Source organism: Frankia casuarinae, from assembly GCF_000013345.1.
Lineage (GTDB): Bacteria > Actinomycetota > Actinomycetes > Frankiales > Frankiaceae > Frankia > Frankia casuarinae.
In genome coordinates, this window is the sequence record NC_007777.1 from 3522886 (window position 1) to 3535887 (window position 13002).

A 13002-nucleotide genomic window follows, 5' to 3' on the forward strand; every position below is an offset into this window, starting at 1 on the left:
CTACATTTTCGACGGATCGACGGATCGGTGGGCGGCGGGCCACACCGTCCACTGGGTCACCGGCCTCGCCGGGCGCCATCCGGTGAAGCCACCGATCGGGGCCGCCCGACTCACTGACAACCGGACCAGATCACCGCCCAGGCGGGCATGCCAGGAGACGAGGAGCGCCTCGGATTCGAGGGTGACGGCGTTGGCGACGAGCCGGCCACGTCCGCCCAGCGCCGCCCAGCAGGCGTCGAGCAGCCCGGGGGTCGTGAGGCCGCCCCCGATGAAGACCGCATCCGGCGCCGGCAGCCCGGCCAGGGCCTCGGGCGCCCGGCCGGGCACGATCCGCAGCGCCGGCACGCCGAGAGCCGTGGCATTGCGCCGGATCCGGTCGGCGCGCTCCGCCCGCGGCTCGATCGCGATCGCGCGACAGGTGCCATGGGTGCGCATCCACTCGATCGCGATGCTGCCCGAGCCCGATCCGACGTCCCACAGCAGTTCGCCCGGGACCGGTCCGAGCCGGGCCAGGGTCACCGCCCGGATCTCCCGCCTGGTGATCTGACCGTCGTGCTCGAACGCGTCATCAGGCAAGCCCGGCGTCCGCGAGCGGTGCGGGGCGGACGGCGTGGGCACCGGCTCGACGGCGACGACGTTGAGGTCCGCCGGCTCGCGCAACGGCACCTGCGGCACGACCGACCCTTGCGACACAGCTGACCCCGGCGGCACGGCCGAGGCGGCCCCGCCCGGGTGCTCCACGGCGGCCGGTGCCCGAACCCAGGCCCGGGCACCGGCCTCGACCCAGGCGGAGGCGGGGGCGCTCTGGTACGCCTCGTCCGGCCCCCCGAGCCGGTCGAGAACCGTCAGCAGGCTCTCGCCGTACCCGCGCCCGACGAGCAAGGTGGCGAACTCGACGGGCGTGGCCCGGTCGGAGCTGAGGACGAGCAGCCGTCGACGCGGCGCCAGTGCGGCCTGCACCTGCGCGAGGGGACGTCCGACCGCGCTCACCACGTCGACGTCGTCCACGGCCCACCCGAGCCGCGCGCAGGCCAGGGAGAGCGACGAAGGATGGGGCAGGACCCGCACCCGGTGCGCTCCCAGCAGCCGGACCAGAGTGGTGCCGATCCCGAAGAACATCGGATCACCACTCGCGAGAACACAGAGCTCACCCTGCCCCGCCTGAGCGCCGGTGCCGGCGTGCCCGGCCAGCAGGCGGGGCAGGGCCGGCAGCAGCGGGGACGGCCACGACACCCGCCGGCCTCCAACGGGCTGGCCGTCGATCCTTTCGGGCACGAGGGCAAGCTGGCGATCGGCGCCGAACAGCACGGCGGCCCCGCGCACCACCTCACGTGCCGTCGGCGCCAGCCCCGCCCAGCCGTCGGCCCCGATACCTACCACGGTGACGCGCACAGCGGAGGGGATGGAGTCGGCGAAGCTGGAGTCGGCGGAACTCACCGGCCCGGGGGACCCGGATCCGGTGACGTCACCGGATCCGGGCGCGGTCGCCGACGTGGCGGCAGTGTCGGTCGCCGACGTGGCGGCAGTGTCGGACACAACAGGCGAGCGTAGCGCGTCGGCCAGGAGGATCAAGAATAGCTGTGCGCCTCGTCCGGACAGGCCTGGTCGGCGACCTCCGCCACCTGCCCCGCGACCGCGTCCCACCACCGAGCCGCGGCAGCGGTCCGCGGGTATATCAGCCGCCGCCGGGCACGGCGGCCGCCGGCGGCCATGGGATGGAAAATCACCGCCGTATCGGGTAGCAATTCCTGGTGAAATGCGATCCCCGACACGTTGCACGCCGGCTCCGCGATCGGTGTGGCCTTCGAAGTCCTGATCACCTACGAACCCAGGAACAGGAAGAGCAGACATCTGTACGCCAAGGTACCAGGAGCGCTCCGGGACCTGCGCATAGGATGGCCGGGTAAATTCTCACATGGCCCGATCGCGCCAGGACGTTTGAAGCCCAAACGCAGCGTCGGGCACCATGGCGTTCATGCTTGTTCACACGTGACCGACGACACGCACCCCGGCCGGCATGGTCGTACCCTGAGGAGATGGGGGCGTCACACTCTCTACGGAGAGCGGACGGCTCCGCGCTCCGACTCCTCGCCGGTTGCCTGAGCCATGCCCTTCCGCGTCCAGAGGAGATATTCCAAGTCGTTCTCGGCCCCGGCTTTCCGGGACTTTGTCCCACTCCGTACCGAGCGCTGACGGCTGGCCCTGGCTTTGGTCCGTGGCGGCCTTCTTCGTTGTCCGTCGACCCGTGGCCGAAACGAACGAAGGCGAACGCCCGGCGACGGACGCGGCTGTCGCCGACGCGTCGTTTCCTCATTGCATAGGACGCTGGGAGTTTGCATGCGCGATACGCGCGAAATCCAGGCACGATCGCCGCGCGGCACCGGTGGTGGGGCGAGCGAGGCGTGGCGTCTGCGGCTGACCGGCCGATCGGAGACGGCCCAGCGCGAGCTCCTGCTGGACCTGATAGCCGGCCGGGTCGCCGTGCTGACCGAGCGCAGCGGCGACGCGGCCATCCTCGGCCGGGAGTCCTCCTGGCGTGGTCTCGGGGTGTACCGCGGCATCGCCGATCGGCTGCGAGACGAACTGTCCGCTGCGACGGGTCTGCGCCTGCCCGCGACGCTGTTGTTCGACCGGCCCTCCCCCGAGGCCCTCGCCGACCATCTGCGCCGTGAGTTGCTGGGTATCGACGAGCCCGCCGCCGTCCCCGCCGCCGTCCCCGCGGCCGTCCCGCCGGCCACCGCCGTTCCTGCCACCGGCGAGGTCGGCTCGGAGCCGTTCCGGGGCCATGATCCCGTAGTCATCATCGGCATGGCCTGCCGGCTGCCCGGCGGCGTCGACTCACCGCAAGCCCTGTGGGACCTGGTGCGAGAGGGCCGGGATGCCGTCGGCGGCCTGCCCGACGACCGGGGCTGGGACCTCGACGCGCTCTACGACCCTGATCCCGATCAGCCTGGCACCGCCTACACCCGCCATGGCGGGTTCCTGCCCGGCATCGCGCTGTTCGACCCGGGATTCTTCGGTATCGGTCCGCGCGAGGCACATGCCGTGGACCCGCAGCAGCGGCTGATGCTGGAGATCTCCTGGGAGGTGCTGGAGCACGCGGGCATCGACCCACGGTCGCTGCGGGGCAGCCGGACCGGCGTCTTCACCGGGGTGTCGCTGCAGGACTACGGCCCCGCCTGGCATGCGGCGCCCGCCGAAGCCCAGGGACAACTACTCACCGGCAACGCCTCCGGCGTGATCGCCGGCCGCGTCTCCTACACGCTTGGCCTGGAAGGGCCCGCGTTGACCATCGACACCCAGTGTTCCTCGTCCCTGGTGGCGGTGCATCTGGCCGGCCATGCGCTGCGGGCCGGCGAATGCGACCTCGCCTTGGCCGGTGGGGTGACCGTGATGTCGACCCCAGGGATCCTGGTGGAGTTCAGCCGCAAGCGGGGCCTGGCGTCGGACGGGCGGTGCAAGGCGTTCTCCGCCGACGCCGACGGCACCGGCTGGGCCGACGGCGCGGGCGTGCTGCTGCTGGAACGGCTCTCCGACGCCCACCGTAACGGCCATCACGTCCTCGCGGTCCTGCGTGGCACCGCGATCAACCAGGACGGCGCCAGCAACGGGATGACCGCGCCGAACGGCCTGTCCCAGCAGCGCCTGATCCGCCAGGCGCTGGCCAACGCCGGGCTGCGCGCCGCCGACGTCGACGCGGTGGAGGCGCACGGCACCGGCACGACGCTCGGTGACCCGATCGAGGCCCAGGCCGTCATTGCCACCTACGGCCAGGACCGTGCGGCACGGCGGCCCGTCTACCTCGGGTCCCTGAAGTCGAACATCGGCCACACCCAGGCCGCCGCCGGCGTCGCCGGGATCATCAAGATGGTGCAGGCGATGCGGCACGGCGTCCTGCCGCGGACCCTGCACGTGCGCGAGGCGTCCCCGCACGTGGACTGGTCGGCGGGCGACGTCGCCCTGCTCACTGGAAACGTCCCCTGGCAGCGCCGGGACGGCCGGCCGCGACGGGCGGCGGTGTCGGCGTTCGGGGTAAGCGGCACCAACGCTCACGCCGTGATCGAGGAAGCACCACCCGGGCCGGGAACGGACGCCATGGGTGCGGACCGCGCCGGAGAGAACCCGGCGAGCGCCCCGGTGCCTGTCGTCCTGTCCGGCCGCTGCGACGCGGCGCTACGTTCGGCGGCCGCCCGGCTCGGCGCGCACCTGGAGCGCCATCCCGAGATCTCTCCCCTGGACGCGGGATACACCATGGCGGGTCGCACCCACTTCGAGCACCGTGCCGTCGCCGTCGTCCGCGGATCGGCGGCGTGCGGCAGCGGCACACACCTGACCGGGACCGGGACCCTGACCGGGACCCTGGCTGCTCTGGCCGAGGCCCGTCCCAGCGCCGGGCTGGTCCTGGGCACGGTCCGACCAGCGCTCCGCCGAAGCGGAACCGCCCGGGGGGCAACCGCCTTCCTGTTCACCGGCCAGGGCAGCCAACGCCCCGGGATGGGCCGCGAACTCCATGCGACCTACCCGGTCTTCGCCAACGCCCTCGACGACGTCTGTGCCCACTTTGCGCCGCATCTCGAACACCCACTGCGCGACGTCATGTTCGCCCCCGCCGGTTCCCCGGGCGCGGCGGCGCTCGACCGCACCGAGTACACCCAGCCCGCGCTGTTCGCCTTCGAGACCGCGCTGTTCCGGCTCCTCGAATCCTGGGGTCTCGCCCCGGGGATCCTCGCCGGGCACTCCATCGGCGAGCTCACCGCCGCCCACGTCGCCGGAGTGTGGACCCTCGACGACGCCTGCGCTCTCGTCGCGGCCCGCGGCCGGCTCATGCAGGCCTGCCGCGCCGGCGGAGCCATGACCGCCATCCGCGCCGGCGAGGCGGAGGTCGCCGAGTCCCTCGCCGGACTCGCCGGGCGGGTCGAGATCGCCACCGTCAACGGCCCGAGCGCCACCGTCATCGCCGGCGACGCCGACCTCGTCGAACGCGTCGCCGTCGGCTGGGCCGAGCGCGGCCGCGCCATCAGGCGGCTGACGGTCAGCCACGCCTTTCACTCCCCGCACATGGACGACATGCTCGACCGGTTCCGAGCCGTCGCCGAGAAGATCACCTACTCCCCGCCGGCCATCCCCGTCGTCTCCACCCGGACCGGCGACCTCGACCTCCAGGCCGGGCTCACCACCCCCGACCACTGGGTACGCCACGTCCGCGAACCCGTCCGTTTCCTCGACGCCGCCCGTCGCCTGCACCGCGAAGGCGCCGTCGCCTACCTCGAACTCGGTCCCGACGCCGTCCTGACCGCGCTCCTGCCGGCCTGCCTAGCCGCCGACGCCCAGCGCACCGAGAAGACCCAGCGCACCCAAAGCACCCAAAGCACCCGGGACGCCCAGAACACCCGCGACGCCCGGGACACGGTGGCCGCGGCGGCGTCCCGCGCCGGCCGCCCCGAACCCGACACCCTCCTCACCGCCCTGGCTGAGCTGCACGTCCACGGCGTCGACGTCGACTGGCGCGCCCTGTACCGGGGACGCGGCGCCCGGCACCGGGAGCTGCCCACCTACCCGTTCCAGCGCAGGCGCTACTGGCTCGACGGGACCACCGCTGTCCCCGCGCCCCGTAGCCCGACCGTCGGGACGGCCCGCGCGGCGGACCCGGACGGCTGGTCTTACCGCACCGAGTGGCGGCCCCTGGACTCCGAGGACGTCACCACCGCCGTGACGGCCCAGGCCATCGCCGTGACGGCCCAGGCCACCGCGACGCCACCGCTGTCCGGCGTGTGGCCGGTGCTGACCCCGGCCGCCGCCGTCGACGAGGACATGCTCTCCCGCATCTGCTGGATCATCGAACGCCTCGGCGGCACGGCCGTCACCCTCACCCTCACCGGCGACGACGCCGACCGCGCCCGGGTCGCGGCGCTGCTGTCGAACGCCATACCGCTGCCCGACGCCATACCGCCGTCGGGCGCCATACCGCCGTCGGGCGGCGGCCCCGCCGGGAAGAAGACGGTGCAGGCGGTACGCGGCGTCCTGTCCCTGCTCGCCCTCGACGACACGCCGCACCGCATCCATCCGGCGCTGACCACCGGGCTCGCCCTCACCGTCCCGCTCGTCCAGGCGCTACACGACCTCGACGTGTCCGCACCGCTGTGGTGCGTCACCCGCGGCGCGGTCACCACCGGTCCCGACGACCCCGTCACCACCCCGGACCAGGCCATGATGTGGGGACTCGGCCGCGCCCTCGCCCTGGAGGACCCCGACGCCTGGGGCGGTCTGATCGACATCCCGACCAACCTCGACGATCAGACGCTGGCGTGGTTCGGCTCCGCCCTCACCGCCCCCGGTAGCGAGGACCAGCTCGCCGCCCGTGCCACCGGGCTGTTGGTACCCCGCCTCGTCAGAGCCGACACCGTCGGTGCAGCAGACAACACCGTCGGTGCACCGACCGACACCGTCCCGCCAGCGTGGCGGCCTCACGGCACGGTCCTGATCACCGGTGGCACCGGCGCCCTCGGCGCGCATGCCGCCCGCCGGCTCGCCCGCGACGGTGCGCGCCGGATCGTCCTCGTCAGCCGCCGTGGCCCCGCGGCTGCGGGGGCGGAGGACCTACGCGCCGAACTCGCCGCCCTCGGCGCCGAGGCGACCATCGAGGCCTGCGACGTGGGAGAGCACGAACAGCTCGCCGCCCTGCTGCGGAGACTGGCCAAGGCGGGCCGGCCGGTGTCCGCCGTCGTGCACGCGGCCGGTGTCATGGGGCAGGTGACCGCCCTACACAAACTCGATCTCGGGGAGTTCGCGGAGGTCGTGGCCGGGAAGGTCGCCGGCGCCGCCGGCCTCGACCGGCTACTCGACGGCACCGGCGGGATCACCGGCACCAGCGACACCAGCGACACCGACGGGATCACCGGCACCAGCGACACCAGCGGCACCAGGCTGGAGGCCTTCGTCCTGTTCTCGTCGGTGTCGGCGACCTGGGGCAGTGGCGGCCAGGCCGCCTACAGCGCGGGCAACGCCTACCTCGACGCCCTCGCCGCGCGGCGGCACGCGCTTGGTCTCGCCGCCACCTCTGTCGCGTTCGGCCCGTGGGCCGATGCCGGAATGGGCGCCGAGGCCACGTTCCGTGACTACCTGGGCCGCCGTGGCCTGACCCCGCTGCCCCCCGACGCGGCGGTCACCGCGCTCACCCGGGCGGTCGCGGGCGGGCAGGCCGCGCTCACCGTCGCCGACGTCGACTGGGAGCGCTTCCTCCCACCCTTCACCGCCGCCCGCCCCGGGCGTTTCTTCGACGATCTATGGAGCCGGTCCACGACGGCCGGACCCGAGGGGGACGCCGACCCGACCGGCACCGACGCGCCCCCCGCCCGGGTGGACTACGGGACGCTGCCCGGGCCTGCCCGCGCCCGCGCGCTGTTCGACCTCGTGCGGGCGGAGGCCGCGGCCATCCTCGGGTACCCGTCGCCCGACGACGTGGACCCGCAGCGCCGCTTCCTCGAACTCGGCTTCGACTCACTGGCCTCGGTTCAGCTCAGCCGCCGACTGGCCGCCGCCACCGGCCTCACCCTGGCCACGCCCGTCGTCTTCGAGCATCCGACGGTCTGCGAGCTCACCCGCCATCTCGATACCCTTGCCACCCTTGCCACCCTCGCCACCCAGCGGCACCCGGACATCGTGCCCGGCGGACCCCCCGCGCGGGCCGGGACGCAGGTCGCGCCGATCGGCGTGCGCGAGCTGTACCGGCAGGCGTGCACGGACGGCAAGTTCGCCGAGGGCGTCGGTGTCCTGCGGGCCGCCGCCCGGCTCAGGCCCGTCTTCCGCACCGTCGAGGCCTTCGGCGCGCCCGCCGCGCCGGTGAGACTCGCCTCGGGTCCGGCCAGGCCCACCATCGTCTGCCTGCCCTCGATGGTTGCCCCGTCGGGACCGCACAACTTCGCCCGCCTCGCCCTGCACCTGCATGGCCGGCGGGACGTGTACGCGCTGCCGCATCCCGGATTCGGCGACGGGGAGCTGCTTCCGGCCACCGCGGATCTCGTCGTCGACCTGCATGCCGAGACCATCGCCCGGGCGTTCGACGAGATCCCCCTCGTGCTAGCGGGTTACTCCTCGGGTGGCTGGCTGGCACATGCGATCGCGGCCCGGCTGGAGACCCGCGGGATCCACCCCAGGGCGGTGGTGCTGCTCGACACGTGGCTGCCCGGGGACCGCATCCCCGAGGGTGACATCCAGGAGGAGCTTCGCGGCGTCGCCCTCAACGACCAGGCCTTCGCGCTGATGACGGAGGCACAGGTCACCGCGCAGGGCGCCTACCTGGACCTGTTCGAGGGCTGGCGGCCGACCGCCGTCAACGCGCCGGTCGTCCTCGTCCGGGCGATGGAGCGCATGCCCCAGCAGGCGGTCGCCGAGAACCCCGACGGGGAGGGCCAGGCCTGGGTGACCGACTGGGTGATGGAGCACGAAAGGCTCGACGCCGCCGGCAATCACCAGACGATGATGAACGAACACGCCGCCTCCACCGCCGCGGTCCTCCACCAGTGGCTCACAGAACTGGAGCGGCCCACGGAACTGGAGCGGCCCACAGAACTGGAGCGGCGCTGATGCATCGACGCGCACCGCACCTCGGCGGCGGTCTGGGCGGAGCTGAGCGTTGACGGGTTCGGCCATGGGAGCATGACGGAGTGACCCTGCTCCCACTGCCTGCCGGCGAGCACGACGGCCCCGCCGTCCGGGTCGGGGAGGTCGAGTTCACCCGCGCAGAGCTCTTCGCGGCCGCGTCCGTCGTCGCCGGTCGGGTGGCCGGCGCGCCGGCGGTGGCCGTGCACGCCGAGGCGACGATGGCCACCGTCGTCTCGGTCGTCGGCTGCCTGCTCGCCGGGGTGCCGGCGGTACCCGTGCCGCCTGACTCCGGGCCGCGGGAACGCGGTCACATCCTGCGCGACTCGGGCGCCGCCCTGCTGCTCGGCAGGCCCGCCTGGGACAACCTCGCGATCCCCACCGTGCCGGTCGATCTCACCGCACGGTCGGGGTCTGCCGGCTCCGGCTCCGGGTCCGGGTCCGGGGAAACCGGACCGGCGCTCATCCTCTACACCTCCGGGACGACCGGAGCCCCCAAGGGCGTGGTGCTGTCCGCCCCGGCCATCGCCGCCGATCTGGACGCCCTCGCCGACGCCTGGGCCTGGACGCCCGAGGACACGCTCGTGCACGGGCTGCCGCTGTTCCACGTCCACGGCCTGGTCCTGGGTGTGCTCGGGGCGCTGCGGGTCGGCAGCCGGTTGATCCACACCGTCCGCCCGACCCCGACGGCGTACGCGGCGGCCGGGGGGACCCTGTACTTCGGCGTGCCGACCGTGTGGTCCCGGGTCTGCGACGATCCGACCACCGCCCGCGCCCTGGTCTCGGCCCGGCTGCTCGTCTCGGGCAGTGCCCCCCTGCCGAGGCCGGTGATCGACCGGCTCACCGGGCTCACCGGCCTCGCCCCGATCGAACGGTACGGGATGACCGAGACGTTGATCACCATCAGCGCCCGGGCGGACGGGGAGCGCCGGGCGGGCTGGGTCGGTACCACCCTGCCGGGGGTGCGGGCCCGGCTCGTGGACGACGAGACGGGGACCGAGCTGCCCGCGGACGGGGAGAGCATCGGCGAGTTGCAGGTCCGCGGTGCCACCCTGTTCGACGGGTACCTGGGGCGCCCGGAGGTCACCGCCGCGTCGTTCACCGCGGACGGCTGGTTCCGCACCGGTGACGCCGCGGTCGTCGCCCCGGACGGCCACCACCGAATCGTCGGGCGCCGATCCACCGACCTCATCAAGAGCGGCGGTTACCGGGTGGGCGCGGGCGAGGTCGAGGCCGTACTGCTGGCCCACCCGGCCGTGCGCGAGGCCGCCGTCGTCGGGCTGCCGGACGACGACCTCGGGCAGCGCATCGCCGCCTTCGTCGTCGCCCCCGACCTGGCCGGTGCGGCGGGCGGGGCACCAGGCGGGATACCGGGCAGGGCGTCGGACGGGACACCGAGCGAGACGGCAAACGAGACGGCGAGCGAGGCGCTCATCGACTTCGTGGCGCGGGAGCTGTCCATCCACAAGCGGCCCCGGGAGATCCACCTGGTGGCCGAGCTCCCCCGCAACTCGATGGGCAAGATCCGCAAGTCCGCCCTGGCTCCCCCGGAAACGCCCTGAGTGCAGGTCACGGCGTCGAGGAGAGCGGGCTCGAAGCGCTCACCTCACCGGGGCGGGAGGCCCTGCGGTCCCGGCTCGCCCGCGCTCTGGCGGGCTGACCGGCCCGGCGGGGCTGGCGGGGCTGGCGGGACCGGCCGGCAGGCCCGTGGCGAGGCCGCGGTAGAACGCGCTGGTCGCCATCAGCTCCTCGTGCGAGCCCTGCGCGACCACGCGGCCCTCGTTCAGCACGAGGATGAAATCCGCGGCCCGCACCGTGGAGATCCGGTGGGCGATGACCAGCAGTGCCCGCTCGGCGGCGATCCGGCTCATCGCGCGAGTGAGCGCCTGCTCGTTGACGCTGTCCAGCTGGGCCGTGGGCTCGTCCAGGAGCAGCACCGCGGGCTGAGCGAGCAGCGCGCGGGCGATCGCGACCCGCTGCCGTTCCCCGCCGGAGAGCAGCACACCATGATCACCGACCGGAGTCCGGAGCCGCTCGGGCAGCCGGTCGGTGAAGTCCCGCAGCCCCGCCGTGGCCAGGACCGCGGCGATCTGCTCCTCGGTCGCATCCGGCGCCGCATAGGTGATGTTGTCCCGCAGGCTGCCGTGCAGCACCGGGGTGTTCTGCTCGACCAGCCCGACCCACCCCCGGGCGGTCGCGCGGGGCATCGCGCGGACGTCGTGGCCGGCGAACAGAATCATTCCGGCGTCCGGCTCGTAGAAGCGCTCGACAAGCTCCAGGATGGTGGACTTGCCGGCACCGGACGGCCCGACCAGCGCGACGTGCCCGCGAGACGGCACCGTGAACGACACCCCGCGCAGCACTGGCGTCTGCGCGTAGCCGAACCAGACGTCACGGAACTCGATCGACGGCGCCCGCGGGTTCGGCGTCTCCCCTCGTGACGAGAACGAGGACGACACTCGCGACGAGGACAAGGGCGACAATGGTGCCGGCGGGCGCGTCCCGCCGGGGGCCACGACCGCGACGGTGCGCAGCGGACCGCGCACGGACTCGTCGTCGCCTTCCCGGGGCAGCGCGAACACCGCGTTGACCCGCGACAGCGCCCCCATCCCCCGCTGGATGGTCGCCGCCGCCTCGATGAGCTGCGACAACGGCATCACCAGGTAGGTGGCATACAGCAGGAAGGCGACCAGGCTGCCGAGCGAGGCCGAACCGCGCGCCACCAGGACCCCGCCGACCAGGAGCACGACCAGCACACTTCCCTGCACCGCGAGCTGCATCGCGGGGGCGATGATCGAGTCCAGCTTCGCCATCCGGAGGCCGGCCTGGTAGGCGGCCGCGGCGTGGTCGCCGATGCGCGCGGCCTCCCGCCCCTCGGCGCGGTTCGCCCGCACGGTACGGATCGCGGCGAGGGCGCGCTCCAGGTCGGCGGTCATGCCGCCGACGCTGGCCTGCCCACGTTCGGACACCGTCCTGATCCGGGACAGCGCGCCGAGTACCACGACCCCGGCCACCGCCACCACCCCGAGCACGAGCAGGAACAGCCAGGGGTTCAACCAGATCATCAGGGCGACGGCGCCGACGACGCCGATCACGCTGGTGACCAGGGCGGTGAAGCTGTACGCCACCGCCTCCCGCACCACGGTCGTGTCGGTGTTCGCACGGGAGATCAGATCCCCGATCCGCCGCGTGTCGAACACCCGCATGCGCAGCCGCAGCAGGTGGCCGATCAGGCTGGTGCGCAGGCCGAGCAGGACGCCCTGGCCGACGCGCTCGAGCAGGTAGTGCCCGGCGGTGTCGATCACCGCCTGGCCGACGAACAGACCCAGCAGCGCCCCGATGAGCCAGCCGGGAACACCCCCCGCCTGCGCGGCGTCGATCACCCGCATCACGAGCAGCGGTTGGAGCACCCCGACGGCGGTGCCAACCACGGTCAGCGCCGTGGCGATCGCCACCGCCCCGCGACGGCCGCGCAGCAGCGCCCAGAGTTCCGTGACGCCCCGCGACGCAGGCCCCCGGGCAGCTCCCCGGCCCTCCCCCTCAACGACGTACGCCCTCGTCACGAGGCACGCCCCTTCCCCGAAGCCCGCCACTCCCACGGAGCCCGCCCACGCGACGGAGCCAGCCCACGCGACGCGGCCCGGTTACCGTTCCCGGACCGACGCTGAGCAGCGGCCGCAGGTAGCCTGCCGGCATCGACTCCCCGACGATCACTCCGTCCGCCTCGACCCACGCGTGCGCGGCGAACGGCGCGATGGTGCGCACCCCCACACGCCACGTCGGGAACGTTCCGGTCAACCGGCACAGCAGGGCGGTCGCTATCGAGCGGGGAACACAGCCCCGCGCGCCGCGGCAGGTGAGGCTCACGGCTGTCACCGCCTGCCGGGCGGCGAGCGCGGTGCCATAGTCGGCCGGGCGGGCGCCCGCGCCCACCCCCGTGAGCACCCGGCAGATGCGGGCCGGCGACTGGGTCGCGAGCACCCGCGCGATCCCCACGGCGACCAGCGCGCCGAGCCGACGAGCGAGGGACGGTTTCGCCTCCGGCCGCTCGACCACCATCGGCGCGGTCACCGGGCCTGCGTCCGGGGATCGCAGACCGCCTCGGTCTCGGGTGACCATCGGGACTCGGGCTCGGCCTCGATGAGGCCCACGTCCGCGAGTTGGGCGAGCAGACCCTCCACGTCGCGGCGCGCCGTCTCCGGGTCAACCTCGCTGGTCTCACACAGCCCGCGGACGGCGGCTGCCGTGTCACCGCCGTCGAGCAGGATCCGCAGCACCAGGTCACCCGAGGGGTTGAGGGTCCAGTATCGGCCGTTGTCGATATGGAGGAGCACCGCTCCGTACTGGGTCGGCGCCCGCACCACGTCAGGCCGCAGCGTCACCATGATCACTCACTCCTCCGGT

The 13002-nt window shown here is 73.6% G+C and carries 7 protein-coding genes; 2 read left to right on the forward strand and 5 right to left on the reverse strand.

Going from position 1 to position 13002, the window contains the following annotated elements; genetic code table 11:
• Both FRANCCI3_RS14975 and FRANCCI3_RS28210 read right to left on the reverse strand, forming a co-directional pair.
• Positions 1–1437, reverse strand: coding sequence for a bifunctional cobalt-precorrin-7 (C(5))-methyltransferase/cobalt-precorrin-6B (C(15))-methyltransferase (locus FRANCCI3_RS14975; protein ID WP_011437365.1), 1437 nt, complete (start codon positions 1435–1437; stop codon positions 1–3).
• Between the two features lie 131 nt (positions 1438–1568).
• Positions 1569–1820, reverse strand: a complete 252-nt coding sequence (locus FRANCCI3_RS28210) for a hypothetical protein (protein ID WP_035941505.1) — start codon at positions 1818–1820, stop codon at positions 1569–1571.
• A gap of 517 nt (positions 1821–2337) precedes the next feature.
• On the opposite strand from FRANCCI3_RS28210, the gene FRANCCI3_RS14985 reads away from it, so the two are divergent.
• Complete coding sequence (locus FRANCCI3_RS14985) at positions 2338–8583, forward strand: type I polyketide synthase (protein WP_011437366.1); 6246 nt, start codon at positions 2338–2340, stop codon at positions 8581–8583.
• Positions 8584–8663: 80 nt separating this feature from the next.
• Positions 8664–10160 (forward strand): acyl-CoA synthetase, encoded by a 1497-nt coding sequence (locus tag FRANCCI3_RS14990; RefSeq protein ID WP_011437367.1) that lies wholly within the window; start codon positions 8664–8666, stop codon positions 10158–10160.
• A gap of 39 nt (positions 10161–10199) precedes the next feature.
• On the opposite strand, the gene FRANCCI3_RS14995 is transcribed toward FRANCCI3_RS14990, so the two are convergent.
• The 3 genes from FRANCCI3_RS14995 to FRANCCI3_RS15005 are packed head-to-tail and all read right to left on the reverse strand — an operon-like array spanning position 10200 to position 12983.
• Complete coding sequence (locus tag FRANCCI3_RS14995; protein WP_011437368.1) at positions 10200–12161, reverse strand: ABC transporter ATP-binding protein; 1962 nt, start codon at positions 12159–12161, stop codon at positions 10200–10202.
• Positions 12139–12669 (reverse strand): lasso peptide biosynthesis B2 protein, encoded by a 531-nt coding sequence (locus FRANCCI3_RS15000; protein WP_308726809.1) that lies wholly within the window; start codon positions 12667–12669, stop codon positions 12139–12141. The genes FRANCCI3_RS14995 and FRANCCI3_RS15000 overlap by 23 nt, the downstream gene beginning before the upstream one ends.
• Positions 12666–12983, reverse strand: a complete 318-nt coding sequence (locus FRANCCI3_RS15005; protein WP_011437370.1) for a lasso peptide biosynthesis PqqD family chaperone — start codon at positions 12981–12983, stop codon at positions 12666–12668. The genes FRANCCI3_RS15000 and FRANCCI3_RS15005 overlap by 4 nt, the downstream gene beginning before the upstream one ends.
• Between the last annotated feature and the right edge of the window lie 19 nt (positions 12984–13002).